At 68.6% G+C, this 18,658-nt stretch carries 19 protein-coding genes, 1 pseudogene and 1 riboswitch; of the genes and pseudogenes, 8 read left to right on the top strand and 12 right to left on the bottom strand.

Annotated features, from left to right (window positions below):
• Positions 1-74: 74 nt before the first annotated feature.
• The 6 genes from BLU09_RS03340 to thrA all read right to left on the bottom strand — a co-directional run bounded on the left by BLU09_RS03340 (position 75) and on the right by thrA (position 7,630).
• On the bottom strand, positions 75-908 hold the full coding sequence (locus BLU09_RS03340; RefSeq protein WP_090485273.1) for a MetQ/NlpA family ABC transporter substrate-binding protein: 834 nt from the start codon (positions 906-908) through the stop codon (positions 75-77).
• Positions 909-947: 39 nt separating this feature from the next.
• Positions 948-1,619: a methionine ABC transporter permease gene (locus BLU09_RS03335; protein ID WP_090485270.1), complete on the bottom strand. Its 672-nt coding sequence runs from the start codon at positions 1,617-1,619 to the stop codon at positions 948-950.
• Positions 1,612-2,604, bottom strand: a complete 993-nt coding sequence (locus BLU09_RS03330; RefSeq protein ID WP_090485267.1) for a methionine ABC transporter ATP-binding protein — start codon at positions 2,602-2,604, stop codon at positions 1,612-1,614. Before BLU09_RS03330 ends, BLU09_RS03335 begins: the two co-directional genes overlap by 8 nt.
• Positions 2,605-2,940: 336 nt before the next feature.
• Complete coding sequence (locus BLU09_RS03325) at positions 2,941-4,071, bottom strand: trans-sulfuration enzyme family protein (RefSeq protein ID WP_090485263.1); 1,131 nt, start codon at positions 4,069-4,071, stop codon at positions 2,941-2,943.
• Positions 4,010-5,110, bottom strand: a complete 1,101-nt coding sequence (locus BLU09_RS03320; protein ID WP_090485260.1) for an aminotransferase class I/II-fold pyridoxal phosphate-dependent enzyme — start codon at positions 5,108-5,110, stop codon at positions 4,010-4,012. Before BLU09_RS03320 ends, BLU09_RS03325 begins: the two co-directional genes overlap by 62 nt.
• Positions 5,111-5,134: 24 nt before the next feature.
• Positions 5,135-7,630 (bottom strand): bifunctional aspartate kinase/homoserine dehydrogenase I, encoded by a 2,496-nt coding sequence (gene thrA, locus BLU09_RS03315; protein WP_090485258.1) that lies wholly within the window; start codon positions 7,628-7,630, stop codon positions 5,135-5,137.
• Between the two features lie 300 nt (positions 7,631-7,930).
• Positions 7,931-8,053: riboswitch (SAM-I-IV-variant riboswitch) on the bottom strand.
• 181 nt (positions 8,054-8,234) lie between these two features.
• Between thrA and BLU09_RS03305 the strand changes: the two genes are divergently transcribed.
• From BLU09_RS03305 to BLU09_RS03290, 4 genes are all read left to right on the top strand, one after another.
• Positions 8,235-8,831 (top strand): RNA polymerase sigma factor, encoded by a 597-nt coding sequence (locus BLU09_RS03305; RefSeq protein WP_090485252.1) that lies wholly within the window; start codon positions 8,235-8,237, stop codon positions 8,829-8,831.
• A gap of 167 nt (positions 8,832-8,998) precedes the next feature.
• On the top strand, positions 8,999-9,922 hold the full coding sequence (locus BLU09_RS03300) for a GIY-YIG nuclease family protein (RefSeq protein ID WP_186817668.1): 924 nt from the start codon (positions 8,999-9,001) through the stop codon (positions 9,920-9,922).
• A gap of 114 nt (positions 9,923-10,036) precedes the next feature.
• Positions 10,037-10,894 (top strand): MbnP family copper-binding protein, encoded by an 858-nt coding sequence (locus BLU09_RS03295; RefSeq protein WP_167371016.1) that lies wholly within the window; start codon positions 10,037-10,039, stop codon positions 10,892-10,894.
• A 12-nt stretch (positions 10,895-10,906) separates the two neighbouring features.
• Positions 10,907-12,046: an MbnH family di-heme enzyme gene (locus tag BLU09_RS03290; RefSeq protein ID WP_090485243.1), complete on the top strand. Its 1,140-nt coding sequence runs from the start codon at positions 10,907-10,909 to the stop codon at positions 12,044-12,046.
• 186 nt (positions 12,047-12,232) lie between these two features.
• Here BLU09_RS03290 and BLU09_RS03285 read toward each other — a convergent pair whose 3' ends face one another.
• The 5 genes from BLU09_RS03285 to BLU09_RS03275 all read right to left on the bottom strand — a co-directional run bounded on the left by BLU09_RS03285 (position 12,233) and on the right by BLU09_RS03275 (position 15,047).
• Positions 12,233-12,520, bottom strand: a complete 288-nt coding sequence (locus BLU09_RS03285; protein ID WP_090485240.1) for a hypothetical protein — start codon at positions 12,518-12,520, stop codon at positions 12,233-12,235.
• A 390-nt stretch (positions 12,521-12,910) separates the two neighbouring features.
• Positions 12,911-13,090 carry a hypothetical protein gene (locus BLU09_RS39205; protein ID WP_244171377.1) on the bottom strand — a complete coding sequence of 60 codons (180 nt, stop codon included), beginning with the start codon at positions 13,088-13,090 and terminating at the stop codon, positions 12,911-12,913.
• Positions 13,091-13,115: 25 nt separating this feature from the next.
• Complete coding sequence (locus BLU09_RS39805) at positions 13,116-13,523, bottom strand: cytochrome-c peroxidase (RefSeq protein ID WP_261770649.1); 408 nt, start codon at positions 13,521-13,523, stop codon at positions 13,116-13,118.
• A complete protein-coding gene (locus tag BLU09_RS39800; RefSeq protein WP_261770641.1) occupies positions 13,523-13,804 on the bottom strand; it encodes a cytochrome-c peroxidase in 282 nt (93 codons plus the stop codon). Before BLU09_RS39800 ends, BLU09_RS39805 begins: the two co-directional genes overlap by 1 nt.
• A 151-nt stretch (positions 13,805-13,955) precedes the next feature.
• Positions 13,956-15,047, bottom strand: coding sequence for an MbnP family protein (locus BLU09_RS03275; RefSeq protein WP_090485237.1), 1,092 nt, complete (start codon positions 15,045-15,047; stop codon positions 13,956-13,958).
• A 234-nt stretch (positions 15,048-15,281) separates the two neighbouring features.
• Between BLU09_RS03275 and BLU09_RS38075 the strand changes: the two genes are divergently transcribed.
• Positions 15,282-15,956 (top strand): hypothetical protein, encoded by a 675-nt coding sequence (locus tag BLU09_RS38075; RefSeq protein ID WP_143043100.1) that lies wholly within the window; start codon positions 15,282-15,284, stop codon positions 15,954-15,956.
• A gap of 50 nt (positions 15,957-16,006) precedes the next feature.
• Here BLU09_RS38075 and BLU09_RS03270 read toward each other — a convergent pair whose 3' ends face one another.
• Positions 16,007-17,404 (bottom strand): chloride channel protein, encoded by a 1,398-nt coding sequence (locus BLU09_RS03270; RefSeq protein ID WP_090486977.1) that lies wholly within the window; start codon positions 17,402-17,404, stop codon positions 16,007-16,009.
• Between the two features lie 35 nt (positions 17,405-17,439).
• Between BLU09_RS03270 and BLU09_RS39795 the strand changes: the two genes are divergently transcribed.
• The 3 genes and pseudogenes from BLU09_RS39795 to BLU09_RS03255 all read left to right on the top strand — a co-directional run bounded on the left by BLU09_RS39795 (position 17,440) and on the right by BLU09_RS03255 (position 18,615).
• Positions 17,440-17,832 (top strand): YHS domain-containing protein, encoded by a 393-nt coding sequence (locus tag BLU09_RS39795; RefSeq protein ID WP_261770642.1) that lies wholly within the window; start codon positions 17,440-17,442, stop codon positions 17,830-17,832.
• Positions 17,790-18,061, top strand: a pseudogene (locus tag BLU09_RS03260) (copper-transporting ATPase); the annotation flags it as partial. The gene BLU09_RS39795 and the pseudogene BLU09_RS03260, both read left to right, overlap by 43 nt.
• A 140-nt stretch (positions 18,062-18,201) precedes the next feature.
• Positions 18,202-18,615, top strand: coding sequence for a four-helix bundle copper-binding protein (locus BLU09_RS03255; protein ID WP_090486974.1), 414 nt, complete (start codon positions 18,202-18,204; stop codon positions 18,613-18,615).
• The last annotated feature ends 43 nt before the right edge of the window (positions 18,616-18,658 follow it).

The following is an 18,658-nucleotide window of genomic DNA, read 5'->3' as shown; positions in this document are numbered from 1 at the left end:
GCTGGGAGGGCCCCGCGCGCGTGCCCCTGTCATGCTCGGACCGGGCACGGCGCGCAAGGAAGACGTGGCATCCGTCAGAAGGCGGGCACCACCGCGCCGCCGTAGGTGGACTCGATGTAGCGGCGCACCTCGTCGGACTGGAGCGCCTTCACCAGCGTGCGCACCTCGGGGCGCTGCTCGTCACCCTGACGCACGGCGAGCACGTTGGCGTAGGGGTTCTCCCGCGCGGCCTCGCGGGCCAGCACCTTCGCGTCCAGCTTCAGGTGCTTCTGGGCCTCCAGGAAGTAGTTGCCGTTGATGACGGCGGCGGCCACGTCCTCCAGCGTGCGGGGCTGCTGCTCCGCATCAATCTCCCGCAGGTCGAGCTTGCGCGGGTTGCCCACCACGTCCCGCACCGTCGCCGTGGCGCCCGCGTCCTCGCGCAGGCGCAGCAGGCCCTGGGCTTCGAGCAGGCGCAGCGCCCGCGCCAGGTTGCTGGGGTCGGCGGGCAGCGTCACCTGCGCCCCCTCCGGCAGCTCCGCGAGCTGACGGTACTTCGTGGAGTAGAGCGCCAGGGGCTCCAGGTGCACCGGGCCGGCGCTCGTCAACGCGAGCTTCCTGTCTCCGGCGAAGCGCTCCAGGTAGGGCACGTGCTGGAAGTAGTTGGCGTCGAGCTGTTTGTCGGAGAGCGCGATGTTCGGCTGGACGTAGTCGGTGAACTCCACCACGTCGACGCGCACGCCCTCGCGCAGGGCCACGGCGGCGGCGGCGCGGAGAATCTCTCCGTGGGGCACGGGGTTGACGCCGACCTTCAACGTGCGGACGCCGGAGGACTCGCCCGAGGACGCCTCCGGCTTCTGGCAGGCCGTGAGCAGCAGCGTCACGGAGAGCAGCAGCGGGGTGAGCAGGGAACGAGAGGGGGACTTCATGTCGGAAGACTCCAGGGACAACGGGGAGGAGAGGGCGCGTCAGCGCGACGAGCGCGCGCCGGTGTGGTCGAAGCGGGAGGCCAGCGCGTCACCCAGCCATTGGACGAGCTGCACCAGCACCAGCAACACCACCAGGCAGCCCAACATGACGTCGGTGCGGAAGCGCATGTAGCCGTACTTCACCGCGAGGTCGCCCAGGCCGCCGCCGCCCACCGCGCCCGCCATGGCGCTGTAACCCAGCAGGCTGATGATGACGAGCGCGGTGCCGCGCACGAGCGACGGCAGCGCCTCCGGAATGAGGACGTGGAAGACGATGCGGCGGTGGGTGGAGCCCATGGCGATGGCGGCCTCCACCAGCCCGGCGTCCACTTCGCGGAGGCTCTGCTCGACGACGCGGCCCATGAAGGGAATGGCCGCCACGACCAGGGGGACGATGGCGGCGGTGGTGCCGATGGTGGTGCCCACCAGCAGGCGGGTGAGCGGGACGATGGCCACCATGAGGATGATGAACGGGACGGAGCGGCCCACGTTGACGAGCGTGCCCAGCACCCGGTTCAGCGCCGGGCGTTCCCACAGGCCACCCCGGTCCGTGACGACCAGCAGCACACCCAAGGGCAGTCCCACGAGGAGGACGAGCGCCGCGGCCACGGACGTCATGTAGAGCGTCTCACCGGTGGCCACGCCCAGCAGGCGCGGAAGCTGGCTATCCATGTGCGGCCTCCTCGAGCGTCAGTCCCTGCTCGCGCAGGTAGGCGAGTGCCTGGCTCACGGCATCGGCGGAACCCTGGAGGTCGACGAGGAGCCTCCCCACGCGGGTGTTGCCCACGCGCTCCATGGCGCCTTCGACCAGCAGGGCGTCCACGTCGAACTGGCGCGCCAGGGTGCCCAGGAGGGGCCGCCGGGCGTGCTCGCCCGCGAGCGTCAGCGCCACGCGGCGGCCCGAGGGCGCGTCCGTTGGTGGGGCGAAGGCCGGAAAGCACAGCTGATGCAGTCGGGTGCTGGGGTGGGCGAGCAGCTCCGTCACCTTGCCCTGCTCCACGAGCCGCCCCCGCTCCAGCACCGACGCCGAGTCGCAGATGGCCTTCACCACGTCCATCTGATGGGTGATGAGGAGCAGCGTCACGCCGAGCTTCTGGTTGATGTCACGCAGCAACCCCAGCACCGAGCGCGTCGTCTCCGGGTCCAGCGCGGAGGTGGCCTCGTCGGAAAGCAGGACGCGAGGCCGGGGCGCCAGCGCCCGCGCGATGCCCACCCGCTGCTTCTGTCCGCCGGAGAGCTGCGAGGGGTAGGCCTGCGCCTTGTCGGACAGTCCCACGAGCGACAGCAGCTCCTCTACGCGCTCGCGGATGGCCTCGCGTGGGGCGCCCGCCACTTCCAGCGGGTACGCGACGTTCGCCGCCACCGTCTTCGAGCCGAAGAGGTTGAAGTGCTGGAAGATCATCCCGATGCCCTGGCGTGCCTTGCGCAGTGCCTCCGGACTGAGGGCCAGCAAGTCCTGTCCGTCGACGGAGACGGAGCCCTCGGTGGGGCGCTCCAGGAGGTTGGCGCAGCGGATGAGTGTGGATTTGCCGGCGCCGCTCTGTCCCAGCACGCCGTGGATTTCACCGGCCTCCACCCGGAGCGACACGTTCCTCAGCGCCGCGACCTCCCGCCCGCCCGCCGTATAGACTTTGCTGACTCCGCGAAACGCAATCACGGCGTGGCGCTCCGGCTGGGCGTGGCTCGCGCGGGCCCAGGGGGCCGCTGCTCATTCGTGTCCGGGGTGCCGCGCATGGACTGCTCCTGGGGACTGCGAAGGTGGGACGGGGGGCTCGCACGAGGTGCGCGAAGGACGGCCCGTGCCTGGACGAAGCAGGCAACGGGCCGGGAGGAACGTCGGTTCGTTTCGTGAGGGAGGCTCAGCGCGCGCGAACGGACGGACCCGTGGGGGCATGACAACACATGCCTCCGCGACAGAATCCGAACATGGCGCAACCAGCGAGCATCGGCACAGACAGGTAATGGAGCCGACGCGCCATGTCAACCTGACGGCCTATGCCGCCGCGCGGGCTGCCTGCGTGAATGCCCGCACGAAGTCCTCTTGCAGGTCCTCCAGGTCCTCCAGTCCCACCGAGAAGCGGATGAGTCCGTCGGTGATGCCTCGGCGCTCCCGCTCGGCGACGGGGACGGAGGCGTGGGAGTGCCGCGCAGGGACGGTGACGATGCTCTCCACCGCGCCCAGCGACACGCCCAGCAAGGGAATCTGGAGCGATTCCACGAAGGGCGCCGCCAGCGTGTCCTGGGCCAGCCGGAACGACACCACCGCGCCCGTGCCCGGATAGAAGACCCGCCGCACCTCCGGCCGCTCGGTGAGCCACTTCGCCAGGGCTCCCGCCGTGCGCACCTGCCGCTCCAGGCGGACCTGCAGCGTCTTGATGCCCCGCTGGAGGAGGAAGCAGTCCTGGGGGCCCAGCACCGCGCCCACCGCGTTCTGGAGGAAGCCGAGCTCCTGCGCGAGCGCGGGCGTCTTCACCACCACCGCCCCGGCGACGACGTCACTGTGGCCGCCGAGGTACTTGGTGGCGGAGTGGATGACGATGTCCGCGCCTTCGGTCAGCGGACGCGAGAGGGCCGGGGACAGGAACGTGTTGTCCACGATGAGCAGCGCCCCATGCGCCTGGGCCACTCGCGCCATCGCGGGGATGTCGGTGCGCTTGAGGAAGGGATTGCTCACGCTCTCCACCAGCAGCGCCCGCGTGTTGGGGCGGAGGGCGGCGCGCACGGCGTCCGGGTCGCTGGTGTCCACGAAGGTGGCCTGCAGGCCGAAGCGGCTGAAGACGCGCGTGAGCACCCGGTAGGTGCCGCCGTAACAGTCATCCGTCACGACGACGTGGTCTCCCGCGCTGAAGAGCATCAGCACGCTGGACACGGCGGCCATGCCGGAGCCGAAGGCAAAGGCCGCGTGGCCTTCGTCCAGCGCAGCGAGCACGCCCTCCAGGGCCTTGCGCGTGGGATTGCCGGAGCGCGCGTAGTCGAACTCGCCGGGCGTCTCCAGGCCCGGCTGGTCGAACATGGACACCTGGTAGATGGGGACAGCGGCGGCGCCCGTGATGGGGTCCTGCTCATGCCCCGTGTGCAGCAGACGGGTCGCGAAGCGCGTGGGCCAGGTCGGCGATGATGTCATGGGAGTCCTCGATTCCTACGGAGAGCCGGAGCAGCCGGTCGGAGATGCCCAGCGCCTCCCGGCGCTCGGCAGGGATGTCAGCGTGGGTCTGCGTGGTGGGGTAGGTGATGAGCGTCTCCACGCCGCCGAGCGACTCGGCGAAGAGACACAACCGCACGGACGCGAGCACCTGGGGCACCAGGGCCACATGGGCGACGGTGAAGGACAGCATCCCGCCCACGCCGGGATAGAAGACGCGCTCCACGCCCGGGTGGGCGCGCAGCCACGCGGCCACTTCCCGCGCGTTGGCCTGGTGCCGCTCCATGCGCAGGGCCAGCGTCTTCAGGCCGCGAATCACCAGGTACGCGTCCTGCGGACCGAGAATCGCGCCGATGCCGTTCTGGAGGTACGCGAGCCGCTCGCCCAGCGCGGCGTCCTTGACGACCAGCGCGCCCGCGACGACGTCGTTGTGTCCGGCCAGGTACTTCGTCGCGCTGTGCACGACGATGTCCGCGCCCAGCTCCAGCGGGCGCTGGAGCCACGGCGTGAGGAAGGTGTTGTCGACGATGAGCAGCACCCCGGCCTTGCGGGCAATGGCCGCCAGTTCGGCGAGGTCGGCGGTGCGCATCATCGGGTTGGTGGGCGTCTCCACGACGATGGCGCGGGTGTTGGGGCGCAGCGCGTCCCGCACGGCGCTGGGGCGCGAGGTGTCCACGAAGGTGCAGGGGACGTGGAGGATGCGGTCCACCAGCCGGTAGGTGCCGCCGTAGAGGTCCTCGGTGAGGAGGACGTGGTCCTCCGGGCCGAAGAGCTGGAGGGCACAGTGCAGCGCCGCCATGCCGGAGCTGAAGGCCAGGCCCCGGCTGCCACCCTCCAGTTGCGCCAGCGCATCTTCCAGCGCGGAGCGGGTGGGGTTTCGCGTGCGCGAGTAGTCGTAGCCGGTGGACTGCCCGAGCGCGGGGTGCTGGAAGGTGGCGGATTGGTAGATGGGGACGGCGACCGCGCCGGTGGTGGGGTCGCGGCGCACGCCGGCGTGGACGAGAGCGGTGGCGAGTTTCATGAGAGGAGCCTTTCGGTGGCGCGCTCAGCGACCGCGCAGCGTCTGGGAGATGCGGAGGATGTCCGCCAGCACGCCGGACGCGGTGACGGCGCCGCCCGCGCCCGCGCCCCGGACGGTGAGCGGGAAGTCGCTGTGGCGGGTGGTGGTGAAGGAGACGAAGGACTCGGAGCCGCGGAGGTCCGCCGCGGGGTGGCCCGCTTCGACGCCTACGGGGCCCACGCGGATGACGGGACTGCCCGTGCCCGCCTTCGATGGGTCGATGCGTGCCAGGTAGCGCAGCACGGTGCCGGCGTGGCGGCAGCGGGCCACGCGCTCCGCGTAGGCCGCGTCCTGCGTGGCGAGCACCTGGAAGAACGAGTCCACGCTGGCGCACTCGTCCGTGGCGATGAAGGGCTCCAGCGCCACGTCCGACAGGGAGAGCGGCAGGCCCAGCTCCCGAGCGAGGATGAGCGCCTTGCGCGCGACGTCCGTGCCGCTCAGGTCCTCGCGAGGGTCCGGCTCCGTGAAGCCGCGCTCCCGGGCGGTGCGGACGGCCCGGGACAGGGGCACGCCGGCCGTCAGTTCGTTGCAGATGAAGCCCAGGCTGCCGGACAGGGACGCGGTGATGAGGCGAACGGTGTCACCGGTGCGCACCAGGTTCGCCAGCGTGTCGATGACGGGCAGGCTGGACGCCACCGTCGTCTCGTAGTGGTACGCGACGTGGTTGCGGCGCGCCGTGTCCACCAGCGCTTCGCGGGCCTCCCATGGCAGCGCCAGCGGCTTCTTGTTGGCCGCCACCACGTGGATGCCGCGCTGGAAGGCCTCCGTGTAGAGCGCCTCCAACCCGCCCGCGGCGGTGCAGTCGACCAGGATGGGGACGGGCAGCCGCCGGAGCGCGTCCAACAAGGGGACCAGGGTGCGCGCCTGGGGCGCTTCGGGCGTCACGCCTTCGAGCCGCGCCTCCACGCCGTCGAGCGTGAGCCCCGCCGCGTCGAAGAGCGCGCGCTTGCTGTCCGCCAGCCCCACGACGCGCAGCGCGATGCCGTGCCTGTCCCGGAGCAGCGCCTGCTGGGCGCGCAGTTGGGCCAGCAGCTGTCCGCCCACCGTGCCTCGGCCGAGGACGAAGAGGCTCACCTGCTGATGGGCCAGGTTGAAGGCCGCGTGCGTGGTGCGCGCGGCGACGGCGGTGTCCGCCGCGTCGACGACGCATGAAAGGGAGCGGGAGCTGGCACCCTGGGCGCTGGCGCGCACGTTGACGCCCACCGCACCCAGCGCGCTGAAGAAGCGCCCGGCCACGTTGACGCCGTGGCCCATGGTCTCCGCCACCAGCGTCAGCAGCGTCACCGGCTGGCGGACCTCCAGCGGTTCCACTTCGCGGCGTGACAGCTCCTGCGCCAGCTCGGCGGCGAGCACGGACCGCGCGTGCTCCGCGTCGGGGCGGGGCACGACGACAGCCAGTGACTGGCCATTGGCGGACTGCGCGGTCATCCACACCGTGACGCGCGCTTCTCGCAGTGCGGCCAGCACGCGCTCCCCCAGTTGGAACTGGTCGGACAGCTTGCGCACCTCGATGCCGAGCAGCGCCAGGTCCTCGCGCGTCGCGATGCAGGCGGGACGCTGGCCGTCGCGCGAACCGATGGCGTCGATGAGCGTGCCCGGGTGCTCTGGCTCCATGGTGTTGCGGATGCGCAGGGAGATTCCGGACTCGATGAGCGGAATCATCGTGCGCGGGTGCAGCATGCGGGCGCCCACCGCCGCCAGCTCCAGGCCCTCGCCGTGGGTGAGGTGCGCCACGGGGTAGGCGTCCGTGACCAGCTCCGGGTCGGCGGTGTGCAGGCCGAGCACGTCCGTCCACACCGTGACTTCCGACGCGCCCAGGCCCTGGGCCACCAGCGCCGCGGTGTAGTCAGAGCCGTTGCGGCCCAGCGTGGTGGTGCGTCCATCCGGCGTGGCGGCGATGAAGCCGGGGAGCACGGGCACCTCGACCCCCCACGTCTCCCGGGCGGCTTGGAGTCGCTCCCGCGTCCGAACCAGGTCCACCCGCGCCGCGCCGAAGCGGTCATCCGTCACCAGGAGCTGGCGCGCGTCACGGAAGGTGGCGGACGTGCCATGGGCCGTGAGCAGCTCCGCCAGCAGCGTGGCGGACACCAGCTCACCGAACGACAGCACCCGGTCTCTCGTGGGGGCGGAGCACTCTCGCGTGAGTGAGACGCCATGGAGCAGCTGACGCAGCGGCGCGAGGAGCCCGTCGACACGCTCGGCCAGCGCGGTGGCTTGTCCGGGCGCCAGCGCCGCGGCGTTGGCCTTCGCGAGGTCGGCGATGCGCGTGGCCACCGCGAGCGCGCCTTCCAGGTCACCCTCGGTGGCGAGGCGGGCCGCGTCCAGCAGCCAGTCCGTGGTGTCGCCCATCGCGGAGACGACCACTGCCAGCGGGCCTTGCCGCGCGTGCTTGCCAATCAGCTCCACTACCTGGCGGAGCCGCGTGGGCGAGCCCACGGATGTGCCACCGAACTTCATCACCTGCAGGGACGTGCTGCTCATCGAAGAACCTCGAGGGGGCCGGCGGGCCCTGATTCGAAAGGGAAGGGCAGACGCGGCGCCCTGTGCCGGACACACGCCGGCCAGACGCGGCGCGCGAGCGCCCACGGAGGGAAGAATGAAGGGGTTGGAGTTGGAGCCCTGGCGGACTAGTGCGTGCCGCCGGGCCAGCGCATTCGATGCGTGACACGCGCGCGGCGAAGCACGGGCAACACGGGCGCGGCGGTCAACGGTGCGGGTGCGGAGCAGGTGGATGGAACCACGGAGGTCCTCTCTCACCGAAGCGGGAGGGAGCCCTCCGGCTTCGGACGCTTGGATTGCTCGGGGAGCCCCTGCTCCTCGAACCGCATCGTTTGGACACCTTGGAGGTCCGACTCCAGGTTGTCGGGCCACCGCGCGAGGCGGCGGCCGCTCTTGATGCTGCGCAGGAAATAAGCGTGGACCCGGGTGTCTGTCAATGCCTCGTGTGGTTTTACTTCCGTCACGGCATCTTCCATTCACGTCAGGGTTTGGCGGGAATGCCCGGTGCCCGGGGCGGATGCCGGCGCCAAGGCGTTGAAAACAGGGGGCCGGAATGTGCAGATGACAGGAGGGAAAGGAGCGCGGCGTGACGGAGACCGGACAGCTGAGTGACGAGGTGGTTCGTGCGCTGGTGGACAACCACCGCCAGTTCCTCGCCTTCCTGGAGCGGCGCGTGGGCAGCCGCGCCATCGCGGAGGAAATCCTCCAGGCCGCGTTCGTGAGGACGCTGGAGAAGGGCGGCGCGCTGAAGGAGGGCGAGGGTGCGGTGGCGTGGTTCTACCGGCTGCTGCGCAACGCGCTGGTGGACCACTACCGGCGCCAGGCGGCGGAGGGACGCGCGCTGGAGCGCGAGGCACAGGAGGCGGAGGGGGCCATGGTGGACACGGAGCTGAAGCAAGCCGTCTGCGCGTGCGTGGGGGAGCTGGTGCCCACGCTCAAGCCGGAGTACGCCGACATCCTGCGGAAGGTGGACCTGGCGGAGCGCGGTGTCCCGGACGTCGCGCGCGAGGCGGGCATCACCGCGAACAACGCGGGCGTGCGGCTCCACCGGGCCCGCCAGGCGTTGAAGAGGCAACTGGAGCGAAGCTGCGGCAGCTGCGCCGCGCACGGATGCCTGGACTGCTCTTGCAAGCCATCCCACCGGGCAGGCGAGGCCTTGGCGTCTGGCTCGGCGGACGTCTGAAAGCGCTTGCACCGGGACGGTCCGCTTCGTTAACTCCCACCCAGGTGCCGAGGGGCGCCTGCCCGAAAAGACGACGTCACCCTCGCTTCTCTCCGCCGTTCGACAGTTCCAGATGAGTTCCTTCCACGGCCCACGAACGGGTGAGGGCCGACGCCAAGGGACTTTTCATGCGAACCGTCGTCACCCTCCACGAATGCAAGGTCCGCGCGTCGCTCCTGCTCAAGGCGCTGGCCTCGGCGGATGCGTCGCGCGCGGCCCGGGCAGCGGAGCGGCTGCGCGTCCTGCCCGGCTTCGCGGGACTGCCCTTGGGCGAGGTGCTCGCGCGCAAGGAGACGGTGCAGCGCAAGCATGCGCTGACCGTCATCGCGCGTGAGCAGGGGCACGCCACCTGGGGTGAGTTGAAGCAGGTGCGTGAGCTCGACTTCGAGCACCTGCTCGCCCCCGTGGGCGGCTCCCACCTCAACCGCTGGTTCTCTTCCTATGCGGAGGCCGCTGACTCCCTGCGGACGCAGGGCGGCTTCCTCTTTCCGTTCCGTGAGCAGTTCTTCGTCTGCGAGGCCAGCCTCGTCGAGGCGCTCGGCGTCGACCCCGCGGACGCGGACTGGCCGCTCATGGGCCGCGACTGGATGGCGCCGAAGGATGGGGCCGCGCAGGCCCGGCTCGCTCAGCGCTTCGCCCTGCATTCGCCTTCCCACGCTTCAACTTCCCCAGACACGAGGTCTCCCATGTCCGCTGGCTCCCGCCGCTCCGAATTGAAGCGTTCCTACCGGGAAACACCGCCTCCCATGGGCGTGTACGCCGTGCGCTGCCTCGCCAATGGCAAGGTGTTGGTGGGCGCGAGCGCCAACGTCCAGGGCATGCTCAATCGCATCCGCTTCGAGCTGTCCACGGGCATGGACCGCCTGCCCACGCTGCTGGAGGACTGGAAGCGCTACGGGGCGGAGCAGTTCACCTTCGAGGTGCTCGACGTGCTGAAGCCTTCCGACGAGCCCGTGGTGGCGCCGGAGGAGGATCTGAAGGTGCTGGAGGCACTCTGGTTGGACCGGCTCAAGCCTTACGGCGAGGCGGGCTACAACGTGCAAGGCGGCTGAGGTGGGCCGCCTGTTTCCTTCCATGGGGCAAGTACAGCGGCCTGTGGCAACTTGCCACGTTCTCCACCCGTCGGGATTGCGTTACGCGGAGACTCCATTCCAAGGGAGTCCGCCATGGTGTCCGCTCATCGTCGTGCCGTCCGTCTGCTTCCCTTCGCGCTGCTGGGCGTCCTGGGCTGTGGCGACGGTATGGAAGTCGTCATCCCCTTCGAGGCCCGGGTGGGCAGCGAGCCCTTCGCATGTGGCCGCAGCTACACCGGGGTGGGGACAACGGGGACGACGTACGAGCCCATGGACCTGCGCGTGTACCTTCACGATGTCCGGCTCGTCACGGCCGAGGGCGCTGAGGTGCCACTGAAGCTCGAGCAGGACGGGCGGTGGCAGACACAAGGCACGGCGCTGCTCGACTTCGCGGACAAGACGGGCCTGTGCACCAACGGCACGGAGGCGACGAACCTGCGCATCACCGGCACGGCGCCCGAGGGTGTCTACACCGGCCTGCGCTTCAAGCTGGGCGTGCCGGAGACGCAGAACCACCTCGACGTGTCCACGGCGCCCTCGCCGCTGAACGACACGAGCCTCTACTGGAGCTGGCGCTCGGGCTATCTCTTCACGCGCATCGAGGGCCGGACGACGGGACTTCCCGAAGGGCACGTCATGCACCTGGGGAGCACGGACTGTGCACCGCCGCCAGAGGGGCGGACGAACGGCACCGCGGGATGTACGTTCGGCAACCGTCCGGAGGTGGCTCTGGACTCGTTCGACCTGGCGTCTGGCAAGGTGGTGCTGGATTTGGGGGCGCTCTTCTCAGGCTCGAACCTGGACGAGAACGCGGAGGTGCCCAACACCTCCGTGGGGTGTATGTCGCAGCAGGCGGACCCGGACTGCGCGCCCATGTTCGGCCGGATGGGGCTGACGCACCGGAGCCAGGAGATGGCACCGGGGCCTCAGTCATTCATCAAGGCGGAGTAGGAGGGGGACGTCATGGTGTGGCGCGTGGGAAGACGAGCAGGGGTGCTGGTGGTGCTGGCCTGGCTGGGCGCTGGCTGTGGCAGCAAGGACAGCGAGGCGGAGCGCTACGTGTGGAAGCTGCCCACGGGGTTTCCCACGCCGCGAGTGCCGGCGGACAATCCGATGACGGAGGAGAAGGTGCAGCTGGGCCGGAGGCTCTTCTTCGACGTGCGCCTGTCACGGAACGAGACACAGTCCTGCGCGTCCTGCCATGACCCGGCGCGAGCCTTCACCGAGCCCCTGGTGACGTCGCAGGGCAGCACGGGCGAGACGCACCGCCGCAACTCCCAGGGGCTGGCCAACGTCGCCTATGCCACGAGTCTCACCTGGGCGAATCCCTCGCTCACGACGCTGGAGGCGCAGGCGTTGGCGCCCTTGTTCGGCAAGGAGCCGGTGGAATTGGGCTTCGGCGACAGGGAAGAGGAGTTGCTCGGCCGGCTGCGCGCGGTCCCGGGGCTGGAGGCGGAGTTCCAGCGCGCGTTTCCGGAGGCCGTGGAGCCCGTGTCCGTGGCCACGCTGACGCGGGCGCTGGCGTCGTTCCAGCGCACCCTCATCTCCGGTAACTCGGCGTATGACCGCTATGTGTATGGCAATGAAGTGGAGGCCATGACGCGGCAGCAGAAGCGGGGCATGGAGTTGTTCTTCTCGGAGCGGCTGGAGTGTGACCACTGCCACTCCGGCTTCAACTTCCAGGACGCCACGGTGCACGAGACGACGGTCGAGCCCATCCTGCCCTTCCACAACACGGGCCTCTACAACGAGGACGGCCAGGGCGCGTACCCGGCGAAGGACCCGGGCCTCATCGAGCTGACGGGCCGTCCCGAGGACATGGGCCGCTTCCGCGCGCCGTCCCTGCGCAACGTGGCCGTCACCGGGCCGTACATGCATGACGGCAGTCTGGCCACGCTGTCGGACGTGCTGGACCACTACGCCGCGGGAGGACACGCGCGGATGGTGAGCGGCGGCGAGGCCAGTCCGCTGCAGAGTGGCTTCGTGAGAGGCTTCACGCTGACTGCGGAGGAGAAGGAAGACGTCTTGGCGTTCCTCGAGTCGCTCACCGACACGGAGTTCCTGACGGACCCGCGCTTCTCGGACCCGTCCACCGTGCCGTGACGCCAGGAGAGGCGGGATACACGAATCCCGTCTCTCCTGGGGCCTGGAGTCGTCGATATCAGAGATATGTCTAGGCAGGAAGGGTGCGTTTGGTTTTCAGGATTCGAATTGACGCCCAGTCCCACTGGCATAAAGCCTTCTCAGATGCCCTGGCATTGGAGGCCAGTCGACGAAAGGCGTTCGAGCTTAGAGGCTGACGAGAGTGCACGGCCCGCCGCAGCTGTCCACGCAGTCAGCGCGGACGTAGGGAGCGGTCTGCTCGATGCCGCCGGCGCACGCAGGCGCATAGAATTCGAAACGGACGTCAGGATTGCTCGGACAGTAGTAGTAGCCTCCCGGGCCGGGGCAGAGCAGCGCGGCGGTGTTCTCGCCAGTGGCGGGAGCCTCAGGCGAGTCCACCTGCTCAGGACCACAGGCCGTCAGTCCGAACATGGTCGAAAATGCCAGCATCAGCGAAATGGTTGTGCGCTTCATGGCTGTGAATATCCTTTCGGGCTGAAAGTCTGCTTAAATGCCTGCTTCATTGCAGGCATTCTCTGTCTATTCGATCTTGTCGATGAAAAGCCAGTCAATTCAGATTGGTTGTGAGGAGTTTGTGGGTGGCGTTATTGTTTGATGTTGATGTCTTTGCAGGGCCACCTGTCGGGGACTCCTCTTCGTGACATGGGTAATAGGCGTCGCTTGCGGCGTAGGCGTAAGGAATTTGCTTTCTTGCGGTGAATTCTTGTTCACAATCGGTGGGCGCGTGTGGCGGATGGGAATTCGGTACCCCAGGGACATTGATCTGTCGGGAAATTCCGACACGGGGTTCCTGGTGGACCCGCGCTTCGCAGATCCGTCCTCCGGCTGTGAGGAGCGAAGTGCTTACTGTGAGGCGCTCAGCGCCTCTGTCGCGAGGAATCGCTCGGTTGTCAGTACATGGAGAAAAGCGAGGAGGGCGTCTGCTTCCGAGTCATTCAAAGACAGATCCGGCTGCCCTTCACGCAGGAACGCGGCGTCCAGCGTGGTGGATGGCACCATGCCGCTGCGGTAGTGCTTCAGCACGTCCTCCAGGGGCGCGAGCCGTCTGTCATGCATGTACGGCGCGGTGACAGCCGCGTTGCGCAGGGGGGGCTTGACTCGGCCCGCGTCCTCGGGGAGTTGGGTGACGCGCCCCCCTCCTCGCGACTCCGCTTCGCCTTCGCCAAAGGCCGCGTCTAGATCTAGCCCATTGTTGTGGCAAGCGTTGTCGGTAAAGAACTCCGTGACGTGGCATGTGGCGCAGTGCCGCTGGACGAGCGCCAGTCCGTGTTGCTCCTGGGCTCAGGTTTGCTCCTGGCTCGCCCTGAAGCCACCTGTCATAGCGGGAGTCCGCGGAGACGAGAGTCCGTTGGAACTGCGCCAGGGCGCGCAGCAGGTTCCCCAGGGTGAGTCCGCCAGGGCCGAAGGTGGTCTCGAAGCGCTCGACGAACTCCGGCTCCGAGGACAGCCGCGTCATCATGAGCGGAGCTGGCTATTGCCCATCTCGTCCGGGTGCTTGAGCGGCGCCAGCGACAGGGATTCCAGGTTCTTCGTGCCACCGTCCCAGATGAGTCCTTCCACCCACGCCAGGTTGATGAGCGCGGGCGCATGCCGGGCCAAGGGGCGCCCGCTGACGCCGCGTTGGGTGAGCGCCGCGTCGTCAGCGAAGGCGCGCGCTTGCTCATGGCAGGTGGCACAGGAGACCTGTCTGTCGGAGGACAGATGTGGTGCGTAGAAGAGCCAACGCCCCAGGGCCACTCCCTCGGGGGTGAGGGGGCGAGGGAATGGACGATAGGCAGGTGCCGCGGGAATGGGCCCTCCGCGTTTGGCGAGGAGGGGCCTTTTCCACATGCGCCCATCAGGAGCAAGCCCAGGGACGCGGCGGCCATGCCCCGAGGCGTGGCGGGGCTCATCGGTCGGCGTTCTCCACCGACACCAGGGCGAACATGTTGGCGAAGCCGTCCGACAGCGTGGCGCTCTCGGTGCTCTGCGTGGCGCCGATGCTGGGCGTGGTGCTCGGGTTGAGCGACGCGAACAGGGGCGCCACGTTGGCCTGAAGGTTCACCGTCAGGCGCTTCTGGGAGTTGACGGTGACGGTGATGGGGAACGGCAACTCTACCGTGCGGTAGTTGGCGTTGGTGCCAGTGTCCCAGGCGAAGTCGCCCTGCGTGCCCTGGGCCGTCACGTAGGTGCCGTGCGTCTTGGTGAAGATGTAGCTGGTGAACCACATCCAGCTTACGGACGCCATGTTCTGGAGGACGTGCAGCTCACCCGCCTGGCGGCTCAGGTCGTCGTTGTAGGTGGGGTCCACGCCGATGCTGAACCGGATGCCCGAATAGGTGTCCGCGGGAACCGCGCGGGCCTGGACGCGCTCGCGGCGGTTGGCGGGAAGCGTCACGGGGTTCGAGGTGCCGTCCAACTCCTGCGCGTTGATGACCTCCATGAGGTGGTAGCTGTCGGTGAGTGCCCTCGTGGTGCCGTCCTGCTTGAGCAGCGTCACGTTGGAGAGCCAGTAACGGACCTGGGAGAAGGTGACGGTGTCTCCGCCCGCGGTTGCGTACGTCTGGCCCAGGACGAATGGCGCGGTGCCGAACACGAAGGCCGCGTTCAGCTCCAGGCTTCCGTTCATGGCGGCCAGCTGGGTACGCAGCGCCGCGAGTTCCGCGCGCACCTGGGTGAGCTGTTGATAGACGCCCTCCCAGTCCTGCGATGCCACCAGTTCCCGTGCCTCTTCGAGCTGCTGGGTGACGTCGGCCAGCTCCGCCTGAGCTGTTTCCGCATCCTGCTGCTGCCGCGCGAGCTGGGCTTCGAGCCGGGTGACCTCTGCCTCGAGCTCCGAGACCTGCTGCTCGAGTTGGCGGCGTTGATCCTCCGATGCCTGGAGTTGCTCGTTGGTCGCGCCGTCATCACCACGGGCGGGCAGTGCCAGGAGTGCGATGGCGGCCAGGGCCAGCATCCGGCCCAAAGCGGAGAGTGAAGAGAGCGAAGTGTGCTTTTTCATGGCACGGCACTGTGCCGAGTGCACGGCTGGGCGGGGCTGTGGCTGGGTTGCGGGTGGCTCACATGACCATGTGACGCCAGTTGAGGGGCATTGGGTCGTGTATGACTCTTGTGCCGGCCTCAATGTGTGGAGTTTGATTGATTGGGAATGGTTGAAAACTCCATGAAAAAGTGCTGAACTACGTGGGTCTTCTCAGGTGAATGCGCGGACGCAGTGCTCGCCCCGGGGGGGGGAATGAACAGAAAAATCGTGTTGTGTGTCGTCGTGTTTGCGCTGGCTGGCTGCGGGCATCGTGGGTTTTACGCCCATGTTCCCATTGCGAGCGCTGCGCTCGTCCACGCTTGCGCTGTTGCGGAGACGGACTTCCATTTCCAGAAAGCAGGAGGAAGCCTGGCTCGAAAGCTTGAGATGGAAATGGCGGCTGGTGGCGAGGCCACTTCGACAGTGGAGATTGAGGTCTCAAAGGCGACGCCTGGATTTGAATCGACCGCTTCGTCCGCCAAGACGCTCAAGTTCGAAGTGGCCACCATTCCTTCATTGGATGCCTGCCTCAAGTGGGGGTATCTGCCTCAACTGGGTCTTAATGGTTGCCTTCCGAATGGCGGTAAATCCGCCCCTTGTACCTCGGCGAATGCACGCGATTTGCTTGCATCGCTCCAGAATGAAAAGGCGATTCAGCAGAGGGCGAGCGTTGACCTGGCATGTCCAGCAGGTCCCGTCTTGGTGAGTTTGATGGGGTTTTCACCCAAACAGGGTGTCTACAAGGCTGAGGGATGTGGGAAAGCCGCGCGTTACGTCGTCGCTAATGCAGCGGGAGGGCCCCAATCTCAGCAGGGAGCAGACAGCCCCATGCGAGAGATTCGGAGGGAAATCGAGCCGGGGACGGGAGTATCCCAGGACAGTCTCTAGGGAGGCTCGTCCTCGGCGTCGAAATGTGAGGCGGGACCTGAACGCGTTGATCACGCATTCGCGACAGGTTCCACCGCCACCGCCTCCTCGCGGCGCTGCTCGTTGTAGACGGACAGCCGCAGCGTCAGCACGTAGGTGACGCAGCAGGCGAGGACGGCGGGCGGGCCATACGCGGAGCCGAACACCTCCAGCACCAGGGCAATGGCCGCCAGCGGTACGCCGACCACCGCGACCAGTGCGGAAGCGATGCCCACCACCACGAACACCGTCACGTCCGCCGGCCCCGTGCCCGTCACCGACGCGAGCATCTGCGCCGTGGCCGCGCCCGACACGCCGCCCAGCACCATGCTGGGGATGAGCATGCCCGCCGAGCCACCTGACTGCACCGTGAAGCCCGTGGTGAGCAGCTTCCCACCCACGATGAGCAGCAGGTACCACCATAGCGACAGCGGCCCCGGCGCATCCGCCAACAGCTGGGCGATGGTGTACTCGCCCATGCCCAGCACGTGCCGGAAGTCCATGCCCGCGCCGTAGTAGAGCCCTCCGGCCACCAGGACGGTGCACAGCGCCCCCATGGCACCGCGCAGTACCGGGCTGACGCGCTCCACCACCTGGCGCGTGTGCTTCATGGTCAGGCCGAACAGCAGCGCGACGGGCGCGGACACCGCCACGGCCACCAGCGCGGTGAGGCCGTACTCCCCCAGCGTGTACGTGTGCGGGTGCGGCGGCGCCACGAAGATGGGCTTGAAGCCGAGGAAGCGGTTGTTGAGCGCGTACGCGATGATTCCCGCCAGCAGGCAGTACGCCAGCTTCCGGTAGACAATACGGTTGCCGTAGACGACCTCGAGCGCGAAGAGTGCGGCGGCGAACGGCGCGTTGAGCAGCGTTCCCACCGCCGCGGCGATGCCCGCCAGTTGGCAGGTGCGCAGCGTGTGCTCGGAGCGGGCACGGGTGAGGCGGGCCACGCCCGCGCCCAGGGACTCGCCCACCAGCACCACCGGACCCTCCAGCCCGCCCGATGCGCCGGTGCCCAGCGTGAGCAACGTGGCCACCGCTTTGCGCAGCGCGAGCCGGATGGCGGGCCGTGAGTAGCGAGGGCGCGGGTCGTCCGCCGGATCCTCGTAGGTGATGTGGTAGTTGAAGAGCGCGACATTCACCCCATCCGAGGCCACGTCGCTCCAGCCGGGCCGGCGGTTGAGCAGTCCTCGCAGCAGTCCGCCCAGCAGCAGCACGCCCGCGAGCACCAGCGGCGCCCACCAGAGGCTCCGCCCCGACGCGAACGCCAGCAGCGTGTCACTGGTGGCATGGACGCCATACCGCAACGCCGAGCACACCCCCCAGATGAGCACCGTGCCCAGGACCACCCGGCCCACCGTGCGCAGCACCGTGTCCCACGAGTCGTGAAGGGCACTCTGCTCTTCGTCCAGGGGCTCTCGACGGCCAGCCATGGAGCGAGAGGGAATGTGCTTGGAGGTCAAGATGAATGTCCGTGGCCGGAGGAGCGATTGCCTCTAGAGAAACACCCAGTAGGAGCCGGCCGGGTGCTTCGTTGGCCTGGGCGATTCGTTGGCCTGGGCGAAAGGAGCCTCGAAGCGCCAGGCCCCAACACCCTTCGCACGCGCCGCATTCCCGCGCGCCCCCTCCCTCTCCGGCCGGGGAGGCGCCCGCCATCGACCCCGTTTACGGCATGAAGGTGGACCCGAACGCCCCGAAGGGCGGTCACCCGGAGCACGCCGGGTTGACCTACGCCTTCTGCAATCCCCGGTGCCGGGAGCGGTTTCGCGCGGACCCGGAGCGCTACCTCTCGCCCGCGGAGACCGCGCCGGAACCGACGCCGGCGCCGGGACGGACATCGCGATGGAGAGCGCGGCGGTGACTCTGGTGAAGGGGGACCTTCGGGCCATCGCTAGGGCACGCTGCGCAACATCCGGCAGAACCTCTTCTTCGCCTTCATCGACAACGCCGTGGGTGTGCCGGTGGCGGCGGGCGTGCTGTACCCCGTCTTCGGTCTGCTCCTCAGACCCATCTTCGCCAGTGCCGCGATGAGCCTCTCGTCGGTGTCCGTCATCGGCAATGCGCTCCGGCTGCGGAAGCTGAAGCTGTAGGCCCGGTCGTGAGGGAGGCCGTCTGTACCGGGCTCCCTCCCTCGGGCCGGGGGCGGACGGCCCGCCGAGGCCCACCCGCGCGGCGCTGGGATGCCCACCCTTGAGCTCGAAAGCACCGCACCCTGGGAGAGGTGGACACCATGGCCCTCGCCGAAGTGATGAACGCCGACAGCGACATGCGCCAGTGCATCGAGGACTGCCTGGCCTGTCATCGCATCTGCATGGAGACGCTGACGTATTGTCTGGGAATGGGCGGAAAGTATGCGGAGGCCAGACACCTGCGCTTGCTGATGGACTGCGCGGAAATCTGCCAGACGAGCGCGAACTTCATGCTGCGGGGCTCGGAGCTGCATAGCCGCACCTGCTTCGCCTGCTCGGAAGTCTGCGGGCGCTGCGCGGAGTCCTGCGCGCAAATGGGCGAGGACGTGGTGATGAAGGCCTGCGCGGACATGTGCACCCAGTGCTCGGATTCGTGCTGGAGGATGGGCGGCGGTGTCATGCCGCGGACGCCCAACCCGGAGGCCGCCCAGCGCGCCGCCGACCTCCCCGCGTGAGGGGTCGCCCGGAAGAGTCCAGGCAAGCCGGAACGGCCCTGTC

Source organism: Myxococcus virescens (genome assembly GCF_900101905.1).
Lineage (GTDB): Bacteria > Myxococcota > Myxococcia > Myxococcales > Myxococcaceae > Myxococcus > Myxococcus virescens.
This window is presented reverse-complemented; position numbering and strand designations above follow the sequence as displayed.